The 17,971-nt window shown below is 72.4% G+C and carries 14 protein-coding genes; 6 read left to right on the top strand and 8 right to left on the bottom strand.

What is annotated here, in order from left to right; all coding sequences use genetic code 11:
• Positions 1 to 297: 297 nt before the first annotated feature.
• From ACZ5Y0_RS19060 to ACZ5Y0_RS19045, 4 genes are all read right to left on the bottom strand, one after another.
• Positions 298 to 1,083, bottom strand: a complete 786-nt coding sequence (locus tag ACZ5Y0_RS19060) for a hypothetical protein (protein ID WP_469129829.1) — start codon at positions 1,081 to 1,083, stop codon at positions 298 to 300.
• 187 nt (positions 1,084 to 1,270) lie between these two features.
• Positions 1,271 to 2,236, bottom strand: coding sequence for a YihY/virulence factor BrkB family protein (locus tag ACZ5Y0_RS19055; protein WP_469129828.1), 966 nt, complete (start codon positions 2,234 to 2,236; stop codon positions 1,271 to 1,273).
• Between the two features lie 355 nt (positions 2,237 to 2,591).
• Entirely contained in the window at positions 2,592 to 4,109 is a 1,518-nt protein-coding gene (gene glpK, locus ACZ5Y0_RS19050) for a glycerol kinase GlpK (protein WP_469129827.1), read from the bottom strand.
• A 24-nt stretch (positions 4,110 to 4,133) separates the two neighbouring features.
• Positions 4,134 to 4,985: an MIP/aquaporin family protein gene (locus tag ACZ5Y0_RS19045; RefSeq protein WP_469129826.1), complete on the bottom strand. Its 852-nt coding sequence runs from the start codon at positions 4,983 to 4,985 to the stop codon at positions 4,134 to 4,136.
• Positions 4,986 to 5,268: 283 nt separating this feature from the next.
• Between ACZ5Y0_RS19045 and ACZ5Y0_RS19040 the strand changes: the two genes are divergently transcribed.
• The gene (locus tag ACZ5Y0_RS19040; protein ID WP_469129933.1) at positions 5,269 to 7,254 is read left to right on the top strand and encodes a SpoIIE family protein phosphatase; all 1,986 of its coding nucleotides are present in this window, start codon (positions 5,269 to 5,271) and stop codon (positions 7,252 to 7,254) included.
• 195 nt (positions 7,255 to 7,449) lie between these two features.
• Here the strand turns inward: ACZ5Y0_RS19040 and ACZ5Y0_RS19035 are convergent, their stop codons facing one another.
• The 3 genes from ACZ5Y0_RS19035 to ACZ5Y0_RS19025 all read right to left on the bottom strand — a co-directional run bounded on the left by ACZ5Y0_RS19035 (position 7,450) and on the right by ACZ5Y0_RS19025 (position 10,496).
• A complete protein-coding gene (locus tag ACZ5Y0_RS19035; RefSeq protein WP_469129825.1) occupies positions 7,450 to 7,983 on the bottom strand; it encodes a GNAT family N-acetyltransferase in 534 nt (177 codons plus the stop codon).
• A 330-nt stretch (positions 7,984 to 8,313) separates the two neighbouring features.
• The gene (locus ACZ5Y0_RS19030; RefSeq protein ID WP_469129824.1) at positions 8,314 to 9,900 is read right to left on the bottom strand and encodes a glycerol-3-phosphate dehydrogenase/oxidase; all 1,587 of its coding nucleotides are present in this window, start codon (positions 9,898 to 9,900) and stop codon (positions 8,314 to 8,316) included.
• Positions 9,897 to 10,496: a TetR/AcrR family transcriptional regulator gene (locus ACZ5Y0_RS19025; protein WP_469129823.1), complete on the bottom strand. Its 600-nt coding sequence runs from the start codon at positions 10,494 to 10,496 to the stop codon at positions 9,897 to 9,899. Before ACZ5Y0_RS19025 ends, ACZ5Y0_RS19030 begins: the two co-directional genes overlap by 4 nt.
• 74 nt (positions 10,497 to 10,570) lie before the next feature.
• Here ACZ5Y0_RS19025 and ACZ5Y0_RS19020 point away from each other — a divergent pair, with 74 nt between their 5' ends.
• The 3 genes from ACZ5Y0_RS19020 (at position 10,571) to ACZ5Y0_RS19010 (ending at position 14,088) form a co-directional block, all read left to right on the top strand.
• Positions 10,571 to 12,196: an FAD-binding oxidoreductase gene (locus tag ACZ5Y0_RS19020; protein WP_469129822.1), complete on the top strand. Its 1,626-nt coding sequence runs from the start codon at positions 10,571 to 10,573 to the stop codon at positions 12,194 to 12,196.
• 226 nt (positions 12,197 to 12,422) lie between these two features.
• Positions 12,423 to 13,304: a YegS/Rv2252/BmrU family lipid kinase gene (locus ACZ5Y0_RS19015; RefSeq protein WP_469129821.1), complete on the top strand. Its 882-nt coding sequence runs from the start codon at positions 12,423 to 12,425 to the stop codon at positions 13,302 to 13,304.
• Between the two features lie 343 nt (positions 13,305 to 13,647).
• Entirely contained in the window at positions 13,648 to 14,088 is a 441-nt protein-coding gene (locus ACZ5Y0_RS19010; RefSeq protein WP_469129820.1) for an OsmC family protein, read from the top strand.
• 145 nt (positions 14,089 to 14,233) lie between these two features.
• Here ACZ5Y0_RS19010 and ACZ5Y0_RS19005 read toward each other — a convergent pair whose 3' ends face one another.
• Complete coding sequence (locus ACZ5Y0_RS19005; RefSeq protein WP_469129819.1) at positions 14,234 to 15,307, bottom strand: ABC-2 transporter permease; 1,074 nt, start codon at positions 15,305 to 15,307, stop codon at positions 14,234 to 14,236.
• A gap of 550 nt (positions 15,308 to 15,857) precedes the next feature.
• On the opposite strand from ACZ5Y0_RS19005, the gene ctaD reads away from it, so the two are divergent.
• Complete coding sequence (gene ctaD, locus ACZ5Y0_RS19000; RefSeq protein ID WP_469129818.1) at positions 15,858 to 17,570, top strand: aa3-type cytochrome oxidase subunit I; 1,713 nt, start codon at positions 15,858 to 15,860, stop codon at positions 17,568 to 17,570.
• A complete protein-coding gene (locus tag ACZ5Y0_RS18995) occupies positions 17,567 to 17,938 on the top strand; it encodes a hypothetical protein (RefSeq protein WP_469129817.1) in 372 nt (123 codons plus the stop codon). The genes ctaD and ACZ5Y0_RS18995 overlap by 4 nt, the downstream gene beginning before the upstream one ends.
• Positions 17,939 to 17,971: the final 33 nt, after the last annotated feature.

Raw genomic sequence — 17,971 nt, 5'->3', positions numbered from 1 at the left:
GGCAGGCAGCGCCCCCGTTCCCGCCGGCCGCCCCCGGCCTCGGTGCGCCCGGCGCGACGACGGGTCCGGGCGCGGAGGAAACGGAGCGGTGACCCTTCCGCGCCTGGCGGCGACGCGTGAGGTGAATCCGCCCGGAACTGAGCGAGCAGGCGTCGCCTCGAGAATCACCGGCCGGCGGAGCGCCCGGTTTCGCGGATCCGACACCGTCGCCGTCCCTTACCGACAGCCGTTCCCCGGCACGGCGTCGCTCGCCGTCCCAGGGGGGGCGGTGTCACGACGCCGGGCGTGCGCTCGCCGTCAGCCCACGCGGTCGCCCGCCGTGACCGGGTGGGCCTCCAGGGCCGGATCGGCGAGCAGTTCGGCGATCAGCTCGGGGGGCCCGCCGACGTACGTGCTCACCAGGTCCACGTCGCCGCCCAGGCACCAGGCACGGTCGTCGGGCCACCACAGGTCGGGCAGTTCGGCGAACTCGTCCCACTCGACCGGGCTGACCGCTTCGGTGAGCATGCCGGAGAGGAGTACCTCGTCCCGGCCGGGAGTCTCGAACGAGGGGTAGCGGCCGAAGTCCCAGCGGCCGTAGCCGTTCCACAGCCCGAACCAGCAGTTCTGGGGGGTCCGGGTGTGCCGGGCCAGGACGGGGACGAGGGCCAGGGCGAGGGCGGGCGGGGTCGGCCCTTCCGCGGGATGCTCGTCCCAGACGCCGGGCAGGCCGTACTCGCAGGCGTTGACGTAGTCGGGGTCCATGCCGATCACCTCGTGCCAGGCGGTGTCGGGCTGCACGACGCGCCCCAGGGCGGTGGCCACCGTCGCCCATCGCACCGGCCGCTCGTCGAGCGACGCCGGATGGAGCACCCGTGCGTAGGCGGCGAAGCCGGGCGCGCAGACGCCCGACACGGTCCCGAACTCGCCGTACCCGGCGGCCCGTTCGGTGAGCCACCCGGCGGGGCCGAGGTCGGCGGACCGTACGCGGAGGCGTCCGTACCGATCGGGAGCGGGGTCCCGCCGCACCAAGGGGTGGTCGTCGTCCCCGAGAGGTCCCGGATGGCGCTTCGCGAAGGAGTCCGGGAGGAACTTGTCGTCCATCCGCCCATCATGCCCCCGTCGGACGGCACGTCGCACGACCGAAGTGATCGAGGGGAACACCTCCGTCGCCGTCACGCCCGTCGCCGTCGACGCCCACAGCACGTGTCTCACTCCGCTCGCACGGGCCGTTCTCGAGACGGCGGCGACCGGCCGGCCGGTACGGAGGGCGACGTTCCACGGCGAGGGCTCAGGAACCGGACCCCGGGTCGGGCCGGACGGGCTCCTCGATCCCGGCCCGTGCCGCCTCCAACTGGGCGGCGAAGGCGATGCCGAGGAACAGGGCGATCGCGGTGACGTTGGCCCACAGGAGCAGTGCGACGAAGGCGGTGAGCGGTCCGTACACCGCGCCGAACGAGGCACTCCTGCCCACGTAGAGCGACAGCAGCCAGGTGACGGCGACCCACAGGACCAGGTGCACCGCGCTGCCGAAGGCGAGCCAGGTGTAGCCGGGCTGCCTGCGGCGCGGAGACCAGCGGAAGATGACGGCGGACGCGATCCAGGCGAGCGCCAGACCCACCGGGATCCGCACCGCGTTCCACCAGCGGTCCCCGCCGGAGCCGGAACCGACGGTCTCCGCGACGGCGTCGCCCAGTGCTCCACCGGCCACGAGCGCCACGAACCCGAGCACCAGCGGCATCCCGGCGGCGACGGACAGCAGCAGGGCACGCCCGTACTTGCGCGGGAGGGGACGGTCCCGCTCGATGCCGTAGATGCGGTTCGCGCCCCGCTCGATCTGGGCCATCGCCGAGGCGAGGTTCAGCATCGCGAACGCCAGGCCCAGCCACAGCGCGAGGGTGCTCCACACGTCGCCGTCCGCGCTGCGCCGGGTCCCCGCGAACGCGTCCTCGAGTACGTCGGCGCCGGCGCCGGGCACGATCTCGCCGAGTGTCAGCTCGATGACCCGGCCCACGGAGTCGGTGTGCACGGACGTCGCGAGGCCCACCAGGGCCAGCGTGAAGGGCACCAGACCGAGCACGACCTGGAAGGCGAGCGCCCGCGCGTTGGTGAAGCCGTCGGCGTACCGGAACCGGGTGAACGCGTCGACGAGGAGGGGGATGCCGCCGTAGCGTCGCAACGCGGCCAGCGCCTCGTCGCCGGACAGCTCCTCCCCGATCATGTCCCTGGTCTGCGGCACGTGGACGGCGGTTCCCATCGCGGACAGGCTCCCTTTTGTGCGGCCGGAGCTGTCCTCCGGGTCTCTGCCTGTCCGACTGCCCCGGACACCGCACGGTACCCCGTGCCCGCCCACCACGAACCGCCGGCTACGGCTTCTCCCGCCGTGGCGGGCGCTCACCTCCCGCCCGGTGAGGGCGTCGGCGCCGTCCCGCTGTGCGCCGACCGGCGTGGGCTCGCCGCAGGTACGCCGTCGACGGGTTCTGCCGGACCCGTGGGCGCGGCCGGTCCGTGGGAGAGAACAGCGCGGCGACTCCACCCACCGACCACACGACGGAGCCGGGGCCGACAGGTGCTCGTCGGCCCCGGCCGGGGAGAGCTCTGAGGAAGGACGCCTAATCGACCTGGGCCCAGTCGAGTGTGCGTTCCACCGCCTTCTTCCAGCCCGCGTAGCCCTCCGCCCGTTGCTCGTCGGACCACTGGGGCTGCCAGCGCTTGGACTCCTGCCAGTGGGTGCGCAGTTCGTCGGTGTCGCGCCAGAAGCCGATCGCCAGTCCGGCCGCGTAGGCGGCGCCGAGCGCGGTGGTCTCGGCGACGACCGGGCGACTGACCGGAACGCCGAGCACGTCGGCCTGGATCTGCATGCACAGGTCGTTGGCCGTCACACCGCCGTCGACCTTGAGGACGTCGAGGTGGACACCGGAGTCCTGCTCCATCGCCTCGACCACGTCACGGCTCTGGTAGCAGATCGACTCCAGGGTCGCCCGCGCCAGATGGCCGTTGTCGTTGTAGCGGGCCAGGCCGACGATCGCGCCGCGGGCGTCGGAGCGCCAGTACGGCGCGAACAGGCCGGAGAACGCCGGGACGAAGTACATGCCGCCGTTGTCCTCGACGGTACGGGCCAGCGTCTCGCTCTCGTCGGCACTGCCGATGATCTTCATCTGGTCGCGGAGCCACTGCACCGCGGACCCGGTGACCGCGATGGAGCCCTCCAGGGCGTACACCGCCGGCTCGTCTCCGAACCGGTACGCCACCGTGGTGAGCAGCCCGTGCTGCGAACGCACCAGCTCGGTACCGGTGTTCAGGACCAGGAAGTTGCCGGTGCCGTAGGTGTTCTTCGCTTCGCCGGGGGCGTAGCAGACCTGTCCCACCGTGGCCGCCTGCTGGTCGCCGAGAACCCCTGTGATGGGGATGGCTGCGCGCAGCGGCCGGGAGGTACGCGTGACGCCGTATGCCTCGCGGTGGGAGGAGGCGTTGATGGTGGGCAGCATGGCCCGGGGGATCCCGAAGAAGCCCAGCAGTTCGTCGTCCCAGTCCAGGGTCTCCAGGTCCATCAGCATGGTCCGGCTGGCGTTGGTCACGTCGGTGGCGTGGATTCCGCCGTCGGGGCCGCCCGTCAGGTTCCACAGGACCCAGCTGTCGGTGTTGCCGAAGACCGCGTGGCCCTCTTCCGCCGCCTCGCGGACGCCGTCGACGTTCTCCAGGATCCACTGGATCTTGCCGCCGGAGAAGTACGTCGCCGGGGGCAGGCCCGCCTTGCGGCGGATGACGTCGCCCTTGCCGGAGCGGTCCAGGGCCGCGGCGATGGAGTCGGTGCGGGTGTCCTGCCAGACGATGGCGTTGTAGTAGGGGCGTCCGTTGCGCGGATCCCACACCACCGTGGTCTCCCGCTGGTTGGTGATGCCGATCGCGGCCAGGTCCTCGGGGGACAGGTTCCCGTGCCGGAGGGCGTTCTGCATCACCGAGTTGGTGCGTTCCCAGATCTCCACGGGGTCGTGCTCGACCCATCCGGACCGCGGAAGGATCTGGGCGTGCTCCAACTGGTGCTTCGCCACCTCGTTCCCCGCGTGGTCGAAGATCATGAATCGGGTGCTGGTGGTGCCTTGGTCCACCGCGCCCACGAAGTCAGCCATGGGATGCCGCCTTTGCTGCGGGTGTCACCGCTCGGGGTCGGGTGAGGGGACGCGGCCCGGGGGTTCCGGCTCCGCCGTCGGCAGGAACCGGCCGATGAACGCCTTGTAGAGGCCGGCGCCGAGCAGACCGCCGATCAGGGGACCGAGGATCGGCACCCAGAAGTACAGATTCCCGTACTGATCTCGCCACGCTCCGCCGTAACCGGTGAAGAAGCTGGCCAGCCGGGGGCCGAAGTCACGCGCCGGGTTGATCGCGTAGCCCGCGTTGGTTCCCCACGCCATGCCGATGCCCACGACGATCAGGCCCACGATGAAGGGGGCCAGGTTCGCGCCGGGCGGGTTGTTGAGCAGGTCCGTGACGGCCAGGATCAGCATCAGCAGGAGCGCGGTGCCGATGATCTGGTCGCGGAATGCGCCCCACTCGTGGAGCGGCAGGTTCGGGTTGCCGTTGGCGGGCAGCGTGGAGAAGACACCCTGCGTCTTGATGGTGTGGCCGGGGTCGGCCTTCGCCAGTGCCTCGGTGTAGTTCCATCGGACGATGAGGGCCGCCACGAAGGCACCCGCCGTCTGCGCCAGCGCGTAGGGCGCGACCTTGCGCCACGGGAACCCCTTGAACGCCGCCAGGGCTACGGTCACCGCGGGATTGAGGTGGGCGCCGCTCAGGCGGGCCGCGACGTACACGCCCAGGGTGACGCCGATGCCCCAGGCCCAGGCGATGCTGTCGTGGTTTCCGAGGCCGCCCGGCGGTGTCGTCAGGGCCCCGCCGGCCACCACTTGGGCGACGACGCCGCATCCGAAGAGGATGAGGACCATCGTGCCCGCGAACTCGGCCGACAGTTCGCCGACCAGTCCCGACCTTTTCAATCGCTCAGCCATGGAAGCTCGCTTCCCGCCGGTCGAAGGACCGGCTCTCGACTACCGAGCCCTCCCGACGTCAGCATAAGTCGATAAGACGGATATCGCTCGAATAGAGTCCTATAGCGGATATTGACCCCTATTGGTCGGTTCGGAGGCGGATGTCCCGCCTGGTGGACTCCGCTCTTCCGGATAGGGTGTTTTCATGTGAAATGTTGCCTGGTGGTTAGGTCGTGCGGTGGACGCTCACCAGACGGCGGGACCGGTGCCGGAACAGCCCTCCGCGGCTGTCGGGTACGCGGGTGTGCTGCGCGAACTGCTGCCGATCGCACTCTGGCGGGAGGACGCGGAGGGACGCGTCGTGGAGTGGTCCCTGGCCGCCCAGGACCTGCTCGGCTACCGGCCCGAGGACGTCCTCGACCGGCCCGCCTCCGCCCTGCTGGTCCCCGAGGGCAACAGTGAACTCGCCGACCAGCTGACCCGCCGGGTCCACGCGGGGGAAACCGTGGTCGGGACCCTGTGGGTGCGCCACCGCGACGGACACCAGGTGACGATGGAGATGTGGATCGTCCCCGCCGTCGACGCCCGCGGGCGGGCCGGAGCGCTGCTGATCGCCGTGGAGACCTCCCAGGTCCTGCGCATGCGGGACTCACTGGCGGCCCTGGAGAGCCTCTTCAGCCAGTCGCCCATCGGCCTGGCCACCCTCGGCACCGACCTGCGCTTCCTGCGGGTCAACGACGCGCTCGCCCGGATGAACGGACTCTCCGCCGCCGAGCACGTGGGGAAACGCCTGACCGAGGTCGTGCCCGGCGTCAACGCCGCGGCACTGGAGTCGACCATGAGGAAGGTCCTGGACCGGGGTGTCGCCGTCGTCGACGTCCGCCGCACCGGGCGCACCCCGTCGGACCCTCACCAGGAGCGGACCTGGTCCTGCTCCTACGCCCCTCTCGTCGACGGCGCCGGACGGACCCTCGGCGTGATCGCCTCCCTCATCGACATCACCGAGAGCCAGCGCGCCGAGGCCGATGCCGAACGGGCCAGACGCCGCTTCGCGCTGCTGGCGGAGGCGGGCACCCGCATCGGGACCACCCTGGACCTGCGGCAGACGGCCGAGGAGATCGTGCAGATGCTGGTGCCGCAGCTCGCCGACTCCGCCGATGTGCAGGTGCTCGAAGAGGTCATGCAGCCCGACGAGTCGGCCGCCACCACCCAGGGCGTGGTCCGGCGCATGGCCGCCCACTTCCCCGACCCCTCCGCCCCCACGGCGAAGCTGCTGCCGGGCATGACGTCCCAGATCCCGCGCGGCTCCCTGTACGAGCGGGTCATCACCGAGGGGCGTCCCACGAACCTCTACCGTTCCGACGTCCCGGCGCTGGTCACCGAGCCCCGCTCCGACAAGTTGCGCGCGTACCTCATGGGCCTCGGCTCCGCCAGACTGATTCCCCTGGTCGCCCGCGGCAAGGTCCTCGGCGCGGTCATCGTGACCCGGTTGCGCAGCCGCGAGCCCTTCGACGAGCAGGACTGCGTCCTCATCGACGAACTGGCCGCGCGCGCCGCCCTGAACATCGACAACGCCCTCATGTACACCCGTCAGCGTGCGGCGGCCCTCACCTTGCAGCGCAGCCTGACGAACAGCGCGCTGCCCGCCGTCCCGGGCCTCGAACTCACCGGACGGTACCTGCCGGCCAGCGAACACGACGTCGGCGGCGACTGGTTCGACGTCATCACGCTGCCCGAGGGCAGAACCGGACTGGTGATCGGGGACGTCATGGGGCACGGAATCCACGCAGCGGCCGTCATGGGCCAACTCCGCACCGCGGTGCGCGCTCTCGCCCGGCACGACATCCATCCGGCCCGCATGCTCCGCTCCCTGGACGCCGTCGTGGCGGACATGGGCGAGGACGAGATGGCGACCTGTGTCTACGCCGTCCACGATCCCGCGTCCGGCGGATGCCTCATCGCGCGGGCCGGCCACCCCCCGCCGGCCGTGATGGCGGCCGACGGCTCGATCGCCTTCCTCGACGGCCCGCCGGGCACCCCGCTGGGGACGGGAGGGCACGAGTTCCGCACCGAAGAGGTCCCGCTGCCGCCGGGCGGTCTGCTCGTCCTGTACACCGACGGTCTCGTCGAAGCCCGCGGCCGGGACCTCGACCAGGGCCTCGAACGGCTCGCCCATGCCCTGCGGACGCCCGGACGCTCACTCGCGACCCTGTGCGACGACGTCCTCGGCCAGATGCTGCCGCATCCCGCGCAGGACGACGTCGCCATCCTCATGGCCCGTCCGCAATGACCGGTCGGGCCCGCCGGGCCGGGGTGCGCGCCGGTGTGGTGTGGGGCGGGCGGCGGGGCCGACGGGTGGCACCCCGGCGGGGCGTGTCCGTGCGTCCCGCGGCCTCGGCCGGCCGGGACCCCTGCGGCGTCTCGCCGGCCGTCCGTCCGCCCACCGAAGACCATCCGGAAGCGACCGGGGCCGATGTCCGCCGGTTCAGCCCTGGTACTCGGTGAGGTCGATGGCGTGGAGGCCCAGCGGGAAGTCGTACACCGGGTGGGTGGTCACCCGCTCCGGCACCATGCCGAGCTTGCGGATGACGTTCTCGGAGGCCTCGTCCCCCACCCGGCAGATGCTGATGACCCGGTCGAGGCCACGGTCCTGGAGCGCGAACTCCAGCGTGGCCTGCGCGGCCTCGGAGGCGTACCCCTGGCCCCAGAACGGTGAACCGAGCCGCCAGCTGATCGCGACGTCGGCCGCGGCCTCCGGCAGGAACTCGGGCACGGACAGACCGGTGAAGCCCGCCAGCTCGCCCGAGGCCAGCAACTCGACGGCGAAGAGGCCGAAGCCCTCCTCGTCCCATTCCTCCTCCCACCGCTCGATGGCCTCCGCGGTCTGCTCCAGGTCGAGCACCGAGCCGTCGTCGACCCAGCGCATCACCTGAGGGTCCGCGTTGATCTCGGCCATGGGTACCAGGTCGTCGTCGTGCCAGCGACGCAGGATGAGGCGGGGGGTGCGGATCTCGGTCATGGGGCCATCCTGCCGAAGGCATGGCCCCTACCGGTAATCAGCGATCCACGAGCCGTTTCGGCCGGTCGTCCCGCCCGACCGAGCCGGACGATCCGCGCCTCGGCGCCTGCGGTCGGCCCCGTCGGCGCGTAGGAGGTGGGCCACGGGGCGCGTTCGTCGAGAGCGCGTACGGGTCGCTCCGACGCCCCGCAGCCGCGGCCGTGCGTCCACCCGGGCTCGGTAGGCTTCCGCATCGACGTGCGCCCCGTCGATGCCGGTGCGCGGTCTGCCACCCGAAGCGTCCCGCGCGCGCAGGCCCTGACGCGCACTCCGCTCCGCGTCGGCGAGGGCTCAGGACAGCTCCGAGGGCGACCGGTCCCGGGTCTCGCCCAGCACGCGGCGTACGGCGTCGTAGGCGCGGTCGCGGTCTTGCGGTACCAGCCCGATGCGGGTTCGGCGGTCGAGGAGGTCGGCCTCGTCGAGGGCGCCTTCGTGCCGTACGGCCCACACCAGTTCGGCGCCGGTGACGGGGTGGCCCGCGAGGACCGGGTCGGCGAGGTGCGGCTCGGCGGCGGCGAGGGCCTGGACGGCCGGTGCCTCCGTGCCGTAGCGCCGGACGAGGCGGCGGGGTGCGGCGATGGTCCGCAGGGTCCGTGGGGGCGCCGCGCCGACGAGGGGGAGGCGGGCCGTGCGGCAGGGGGCGGCGGTGAGGCGGCCCGAGTCCACCGCGGCGTCGACGGCGTCCTGGGCCATCCGCCGGTAGGTGGTGAGTTTGCCGCCGACCACCGTGACGACGCCGTCGTCCTGGCTGATGACCGCGTGCCGTCGGGAGATGTCCGAGGTGCGGCCCGTGCCCGCCGAGTCCAGGAGCGGGCGCAGTCCCGCGAAGGCGCCGACGACGTCGGAGCGGTGGACCGGGGTGTCGAGCACACAGCCGAGGACGTCGAGGAGGAAGCCGATGTCCGACTCGGGGGCGGCCGGGACGTCGGGCAGGTCGCCGTCGACGGGTTCGTCCGTGAGTCCGACGTAGACGCGGCCGTCGCCTTGTGGGAGGACGAGGACGAAGCGGTTCGTCTCACCCGGGATCGGGATGTGCAGTCCGGCCGGGAGCGCGCCGAGGCGCTCGGAGCGCAGGACGAGGTGGGTGCCGCGTGACGGCCGGATGCGGATGCCGTCGACCAGGCGGCCGGCCCACACCCCGGAGGCGTTGACGACCGTACGGGCCCGGATCTCGCCCTGCTGGCCGGTCAGTTCGTCGCGGACCACGGCTCCGGAACCGGTGAGCCGCAGTGCCCGGACCCGGGTGAGGACGCGGGCGCCGTGGGCGGCGGCGGTCCGGGCGAGGGCGGTGACCAGGCGGGCGTCGTCGGTCACCTTGCCGTCCCAGGACAGCAGGCCGCCGCGCAGCCCGTCGGGGCGTACCGCCGGGGCGAGATGGCGGGCCTCCGTCGCCGAGAGGCGGCGGGGCGCGGGCAGGGTGGACCGCGCGGTGCGGGCGGCCAGCCGCAGGGCGTCCCCGGCGCGGAAGCCGGCCCACGCAAGGGCGGCCTGGCCGCGCGGGACCAGCGGCGTGAGCGGCAGCACGAAGGGTTCGGCGTGGACCAGGTGCGGGGCGGTGCGTTCCATGAGCAGCCCGCGCTCCACCGCGCTCTCGTGGGCGACGTCGAACTGCGCGGAGGCGAGATAGCGCAGGCCGCCGTGGATGAGCTTCGAACTCCAGCGGGAGGTGCCGAAGGCCAGGTCGTGGGCGTCGACGGCGGCGACGGTCAGTCCCCGTGCGGCCGCGTCGAGGGCGGCACCGGCGCCGGTGGCGCCCAGACCGACGACCAGGACGTCCACCGTCGGGCCGTCCACGGTCGCGGCGAGATCCCGCGCGCGGCGGGCGGCCGACAGCGAGGAGGAACCCGGGGGAGGGGCGGGACTGCTGGTGCGGCTCATGGCGTGAGGGTCCTCTCCAGAAGGGTCCGCAACTCGTCGAGGAAGGCCGCGGAGTCGAGGTCCGGGTCGTCCTCGTCGGTCATGGTCCGCAGCGACAGGGTGAACGACTGGACGACGAGCAGCAGGGAGCGTGCCTGCCGTTCCGGATGGCCGGGGCGCACCGAGCCGTCGGCGTGGCCCTCCCGAAGTCCGTCGGTGAGCAGCTTCAGCAGCGCTTCCTGACTCGCCCCGCGCCGGTCGAGGACGTAGGGGAGGAGGAGTTCGGGGTCCACGTCGACGATCTTGCGGAACAGCGGGTGCTCGCGGAAGGCGCCCACCCCTGCCACCAGGCCGTCGACGAGGAGCGTCCGGGCGGAGGTGTCCGGACGGCGCTCGGGCATGGCGCCGGTGGCCACGCCGACCCACTCGCGGGTCATCAGGTCGCCGACCAGGGAACGGACGTCCGGCCAGCGCCGGTAGAGGGTCATGCGGGAGACCCCCGCCCGGCGGGCCACGTCGGTGAGCGTCGTACGGCGGACTCCGACGGCCAGGACGCAGTCGCGCACCGCGTCGAGCACCGCGTCTCCGTCCGACTGGTTGTGACGAATAGGCGTCATGTGTAACAGTGTAACGCCCCATGGAGGCCGTAACGAGACGGCGTCCCGCACCGCCGACCGGGAGGACGACACCGATGGACATGCTGTGGAGCGGCTGGGGCGATCCAGCCGCGGCGACGGTGCTGCCCGACACGGTGGTCGGGCTGCTGCGCGACCTGCTCGGCGTCAAGCCGCGTACGGCCGTCCCGGTGACGCTCGATCGGATCGCGGTGCCCGCCGCACCGCTCGACGCCGGGACGCACGCCGCCCTGCTGGCCGCCGTGGGCGGACACGCCGAGCACGTCCGTACCGACGCCGAGGCCCGCATCCGGCACACCCGGGGCAAGTCCACCCCCGACCTGCTGCGCATCCGCGACGGCGAGGTCGACGACATCCCGGCGGCCGTGGTGCTGCCCGCCGGACACGACGAGGTGCTCGCCGTGCTGCGGGCCTGCGCCGCCCACGGGCTGTCGGCCGTCCCCTTCGGCGGCGGCACCTCGGTCGTCGGCGGCCTCGCCCCCGCCGGGCGCGGCGCCTTCGTCGCCCTCGACCTGCGCCGCATGGACGGCCTCCTGGCCGTCGACCCCGTCTCGCGGACCGCCACCCTCCAGGCCGGCCTGCGCGCCCCGCACGCCGAGGCGCTGCTCGCCGAACACGGTTTCACCCTCGGCCACTTCCCCCAGTCCTACGAGTGGGCCACCATCGGCGGATTCGCCGCCACCCGCTCCAGCGGCCAGGCCTCCGCCGGCTACGGCCGCTTCGACGACATGGTCCTCGGCCTCACCCTCGCCACCCCCGAGGGCACCGTAGACACCGGCCGCGCCCCGCGCTCGGCGGCCGGGCCCGACCTGCGCCAGCTCCTGCTCGGCTCGGAGGGCGCGTTCGGCGTGATCACCTCGGTCACCGTGCGCGTCCGTCCGGTTCCCCGTACCCGTGTCTACGACGGCTGGCGCTTCCCGACCTTCCGGCAGGGCACCGACGCGCTGCGGCGGCTCGCCCAGGACGGGCCCCGCCCGACGGTGCTGCGCCTGTCCGACGAGACCGAGACCCTCGTCGGCCTGGCCCAGCCCGACGCCATCGGCTCCGCGTCGGACGCCGCCGGCTGCCTGGCCGTGGTGGGCTTCGAGGGCACCGAGGAGGACACCGCCCACCGCCGCGACACCGCGACCGCGGTGCTGCGCGAGGCAGGCGGAGAGCCGCTGGGGGAGGAGCCGGGCCGCCGCTGGGCGCACGGCCGTTACTCCGCCCCCTATCTCAGGGACGCGCTGCTCGACGCGGGCGCCTTCGCCGAGACCCTGGAGACCGCCACCTTCTGGTCCCGACTGCCGGAGCTGTACGCCGCCGTCCGCGACGCCCTCACCGGGACGCTCACCGAAGCGGGCACTCCGCCCCTGGTCATGTGCCACGTCTCGCACGTCTACGAGAACGGCGCCTCGCTCTACTTCACCGTCGTCAGCGCCCAGGGAGACGACCCCCTCGCCCACTGGACCCGCGCCAAGCACGCCGCCAACGACGCGATCCTCGCCGCCGGCGGCACCATCACCCACCACCACGGCGTGGGCACCGACCACCGCGACTGGTACGTACGAGAGGCCGGCGACCTGGCCGTCGACGCCCTGCGAGCCGTCAAGCGACGTCTCGACCCGGTCGGCGTGCTCAACCCGGGCGTTCTGCTTCCCGCGGACCGAACGGACCCGAGCCCCAGCCGTCCCGCCCGCTGAAGCACTGCCGTGCCGCGGCTGTCCGGCCCGGAGTGGCATTGCCGTGCCGCACTGGTCCCGCCTGGTGCGACACTCGCGCCGCAGCGGTTCCGCCTGCCGAAGCACTCCCATGCCGCAGCGTTCCCGGCCCGCTGAACCGACCCGGTGCTCCTGCTGAACCGACCAGGTGCTCTCCTGTTCCCCGCCCCTGATCCGCCCGCTCGCCGACCGCCCGGAGGCCCAACCGATGCGACAGTTCACGGCCGTCGTCAACCCCACCGCAGGCGCAGCCACGGGTGCGGCAGCCCTCCTCGGGGTGGCCAGGCTGCTTCGCGAGGCGGGCGCCGACCTGGAGACCGCCTACAGCCAGAGCCTGCGACACGCCCAGGAACTCGCCCGGACCGCCGGGGAACGGGGGCGGATCGTGCTCGCGGTCGGCGGCGACGGCATCACCGGCGCCATCGGCGGAGCCCTCAGCGGCACCGACGCGGTCCTCGGCCTGGTACCGGCGGGCCGCGGCAACGACTTCGCCAGGGCGCTGGAACTGCCCACCGAAGCGGACGCACTGGCCCGGGTCCTGCTGGAGGCCGAGCCGCGCCCCGTCGACACCATCGAGGTGCGCTCCGCGGTCCACGACCGCACCGTCGTCCTCGGCAGCGTCTACGCGGGAGTGGACGCGCTCGCCAACCGCCACGCCAACCACGCCGGACTCCTGCGGGGCGCCGCCGCCTACTACGCCGGAGGTCTCCGCGCGGTGGCCGACTGGCGTCCCGCCCGGTACCGCGTCACGGTCGACGGCGCCGAGCACGCACACCACGGCTACACCGTCGTCGCGGCCAACTCCGGCTTCTACGGCTCGGGCCGCATCATCGCCCCCGACGCCCGGATCGACGACGGCCTGCTGGACGTCGTGCTGATCCGGCACGCCCCACGGCACCTGTTCTTCGCCCTGATGAACGAACTCAAGACCGGCACCCACGTCCGTCGTCCCGAGGTGAGCGTCCTGCGCGGCACCCAGGTCCGCATCGAAGCCGACCGCGGCGTCCCCTACGGCGCCGACGGCGAGGTCGATGCCGAACTGCCCGTCACGGCCACGGTCCTCCCCGGCGCGCTGCTGGCACTGCACTGAGCCCCCCTCGGGGCCCGTCGACCCGGGCCCGATGCGTGCAGCCGGTGCGCACGGCCCGGCAACACCGCGTGCCTCCGTCACCGCGGCCTGCGCCGTGCACACCGACCTGACGACGTGCCGACCGGCGACGTACCGGCTCAGCGGTGCGGAGCGAGCGCGGATGCGGGCGGCACCGGGGCCGCCGGGCTGTCCCGGCGCCCGGGGACGGCCGACGCCGCCGCGTCTTCCCGGCAGCACGGGGGCGCGGCCACGGCGGCCCGTCCTGCGCGGCCGCCTCGACATCCACCACCGTGCCGTGGGGCGGCGACCGCCCCCGGCATGTGCGCCCACTACTGTCGGTCGCATGACCGAAAACACCTTGCGTTCCGTCACCGTCGAGCGGACCGACACCGGCCACTTCACCGCCACGAACCCGCGCGGCGGCACGATCAGTTTCGGGACCGGTTCCGCGGGTGACGGCGAAACCGACTTCACGCCGGTCGAGTTGCTCCTCGCCGCGCTCGGGGGCTGCACGGCCGTCGACGTCGATGTCGCCACCGCCCGCCACAGTGAGCCCACCGGCTTCACGGTCACGGTGACCGGTGACAAGGTCAGCGACGGACTGGGCAACCGGCTGACAAACCTCGCGATCACCTTCGCCGTGACGTTCCCGGACGACGAGGCCGGCGCCCGGGCCCGCGCGATCCTCCCCCGAGCGGTCAAGGTCTCCCACGACAAGCTCTGCACGGTCAGCCGAACCGTGGAGACCGGAACGCCCGTCACCGCGACGGTCGCGGACGCCTGACCCGCGAGCCGGTGCTCGCCGGGCCGGCCCCGGATCGGTCGGCGGCCTCCCGCCACCTGTCCGGGGCGGCGGACTCCGGGCCGGGGTGGGGATCAAATTCCTCGGTGAGGCGGACGCCGACGGCGCGCTCGGGCACCCGGGGACGTCACGGCGCCCCGGCGTCGGCACCGCCCTGCGGCCGGGTCTCGCGGCCTCCCGGGTGCCGATGCCGCCAGGTCCAGAAGACCCCGCAGGACACCACGGCCCATCCTGCCAACACCAGGAAGGGGAAGGCGTGTTGGTGTCCCCCGAAGTACACCGCCGTGTGCTGGGCGTTGACCGAGGCCCCCGGCGGCAGCCAGCGGCCGATCAGGCCCAGGGCGGAGGGCAACAGGGGCCACGACACCGCGCCGCCCGATGAGGGATTGCCCAGCAGGACCATCAGTCCCCACGTCGGCAGCATCGCCCAGCGGCCCACGAGGGTGTTGAACATCGTGAAGACCATGCCGCTCGCGAACATCGTGAGCGCCAGGATCAGCCACGACTCGACGAACGGCAGATCGAGCGCGCCCAGCAGCCAGTCCACCGTCGCGGCGATGGCGAACCCGCCCAGCAGCGCGTACAGGGCGGTGCAGGCGATGCGCTCGAGAGGCGTCAGGGCCCGCGCGTGCACGCTGAGCTGGATCGCGCCGACGAAGCCGATGATCACGGCCGCGAGCGAGATGTAGAAGATGGCCAGCCCTCGCGGGTCTCCCCCCTGGAGGGGGGTGATGTCCCGGATGGCGACCGAGACGCCCGTCCGCCGGCCCACGGCGGGCGCCGCCTCGGCCAGCACCTCCGCGACCGAGGCGCCGGAGGCCGCGGAGAGGTCCAGGACGACGGCCTGTTCGCCCTTGCGCACGTCGACGATCGCGAAGACGCGCTGTTCCTCGACCGCCGTCCGGGCCTCGGCCTCCGTGTCGTAGGAGCGGATCTTCACCGCTGTGTTGAGGGCCCTCTCCATGCCGTCGAGGAAACGCCGGCCCTCGGGCTGTCCGGGGGAGCCGACCAGCGCGGTGGGGATCGAGCGCGGGGTCGGGTCGGCCATGGAGTAGGTGTATGAGCCCGCGAACAGGGCCGCGGCCGCCGTCAGGATCAGCACGAGCACCGCCGCGGGCAGGAACGGGGAATCCTTGAACCTGGCCCACCCCCGCGTCGGCGGAGAGGACTCACCACGAGCGTCTTGGGGCATTTCGGGCATGCGGGTCACGTTAGCCGCCCCGCGCGGGAACCCGTCGAGCCACAAGATGCCCGGACGCCCGGCGCCGGCCCGGTCGCACCACGCCCGCCACGCGGGCGCTGACGGGCAGCTGCTCGTACGGTGGCGGCCCGCCGGGCCAGGTACGGCGTCCGCCGCACGCACCGGCGGGCGGATCGTGCGCGGCCGGACGCCGGGCGCACAGCCGGTCGTCGCGGTGCGGGGGAGAGGGCCCGTCTCCCTGTCCAGCGGCGTCACTCACCTCGAAGCGGTGCGCCGGACACCACGCCGTCTCCGGCCGGGACGCGCAGGCTGACGGGCGCCGGAAGTCGTGTGACGCCCATCGGTCGCCGCCGCCGGTCAATCACCGCGTGCTTCCGTCCGTCATTCGACTGAAAGAGGGACGCCGCTGGGCGTGGTGCCGAAAGGGCGGCAGGGGTTTCGGCTGGGCTGGTGACACGCTGCCTGACCCCGACACCCGGCGCGAGCAGAGCAGGACTTCGACGCGTCTCTGCCGGCCGGGACCCCCACCCACTGTCCACCGAGGAATCTGATGGCGACCGAGACCGAACCCGTTGCTCCTGTGCCCGCGGTCGAGCGCCGCAGCCGGGGCAAAGTGATCGTCACCTGGCTGACCACGACCGATCACAAAAAGATCGGCCACCTCTATCTGATCACTTCGTTCACCTTCTTCCTGATCGGCGGAGCGCTCGCTCTCGCGATCAGGGCGGAGCTGGCCCGGCCGGGACTGCAGATCCTCTCCCAGGAGCAGTACAACCAGGCGTTCACGATGCACGGCACGGTCATGCTGCTGCTGTTCGCCACACCGACGTTCGCCGGGTTCGCGAACGCGATCATGCCGTTGCAGATCGGCTCCCCGGATGTCGCCTTCCCGCGGCTGAACATGTTCTCGTACTGGCTGTTCCTCCTAGGCGGCCTGATCGTGATCGGCAGCCTGATGGTTCCCGAGGGCGCCGCCGACTTCGGCTGGACCGCCTACACGCCCCTCAGCGGCGGCGAACGCACCACTCAGCTGGGCGGTGACCTGTGGATCATGGGGCTCGCGCTGACGGGCTTCGGGACGATCCTCGGCGCCGTCAACTTCATCACCACGATCATCTGCATGCGGGCACCGGGCATGACCATGTTCCGGATGCCGATCTTCACCTGGAACGTGCTGCTGACCTCGGTGCTGGTCCTGCTCGCCTTCCCCGTGCTCGCCGCGGCCCTCTTCGCCCTGGAGGCGGACCGCAAGTTCGGCGCGCACATCTTCGACCCGGAGAACGGCGGGGCGGTCCTGTGGCAGCACCTGTTCTGGTTCTTCGGCCACCCCGAGGTGTACATCCTGGCCCTGCCGTTCTTCGGGGTGGTCACCGAGATCCTCCCGGTGTTCTCCCGCAAGCCGATCTTCGGCTACATGGGTCTGGTGGGCGCCACGATCGCCATCACCGGCCTCTCCGTGACCGTGTGGGCGCACCACATGTTCGCCACGCAGGCCGTCCTGCTGCCGTTCTTCTCCTTCATGAGCTTCCTGATCGCCGTGCCGACCGGAGTGAAGTTCTTCAACTGGATCGGCACGATGTGGAAGGGCTCGATCTCCTTCGAACCACCGATGCTGTGGGCGGCCGGCTTCTTGGTCACCTTCCTCTTCGGCGGGCTGACCGGCGTTCTCCTCGCCTCCCCGCCCATGGACTTCCATGTCACGGACAGCTATTTCGTGGTCGCCCACTTCCACTACGTGCTGTTCGGCACGATCGTCTTCGCGATGTTCGGCGGATTCAGCTTCTGGTGGCCGAAGATGACCGGCACGATGCTGGACCACCGGCTGGAGAAGATCCACTTCTGGACCCTGTTCATCGGCTTCCACACGACGTTCCTGGTCCAGCACTGGCTCGGCGCCGAGGGCATGCCCCGCCGTTACGCCGACTACCTCGCCGCCGACGGTTTCACCGCCCTCAACACCCTCTCCTCCATCGGGGCCTTCCTCCTCGGCCTGTCCACGTTCCCCTTCCTCTACAACGTGTGGCGGACCGCCCAGAAGGGGGTGCGGGTCGAGGTCGACGATCCCTGGGGCTACGGCCGCTCCCTGGAATGGGCCACCTCCTGCCCACCGCCGCGCCACAACTTCGTCACCCTGCCGCGCATCCGCTCCGAATCGCCCGCCTTCGACCTGCACCACCCGGAACTCGCGCGGATCGAGCACCAGGAGCACGGTGGCAAGCGCGACGTCATCGACGCCGAGAGCCACAAGGGCGAACCGCGGTGAAGCACGGTGGGCCCCCGGCACCCGATGGGCGGGACAGTGCCCTGGCGGCCGAAGCGGAGGGCTACCTCCTCGCCCGCGTCCATCACGACCAGGCGCACCGTGAGGCGGCAGACCTCTGCGGTCGGCTGCCCTGGCTGACGACCGCGCAGGCCGACGACCTCACGCTCCACTACGTCCGGCAGCGCACCGACCTCACCCGTCGAATGCTGCGGGAAACGGTCCACCGTGCCGCTGAACTGCGGCAGGAGTACCAGAGCCGATACGACGACCTACGGCGGGACCTGCTCAAGCGCCACGCCGTGTGCGCGTCGGCGGTCCTCGCCTGCACCGCCGGAGCGACCGCGGCGTTCGGCCTGCTCGCCCGCTAGGCGTTCCGAGCGGCAGACCGGGTCAGGCCCCAT

The organism is Streptomyces sp. NPDC033216 (genome assembly GCF_055577115.1).
The sequence above is the reverse complement of the archived record's forward strand: the minus strand, read 5'-3'. Positions and strand labels throughout refer to the sequence as shown.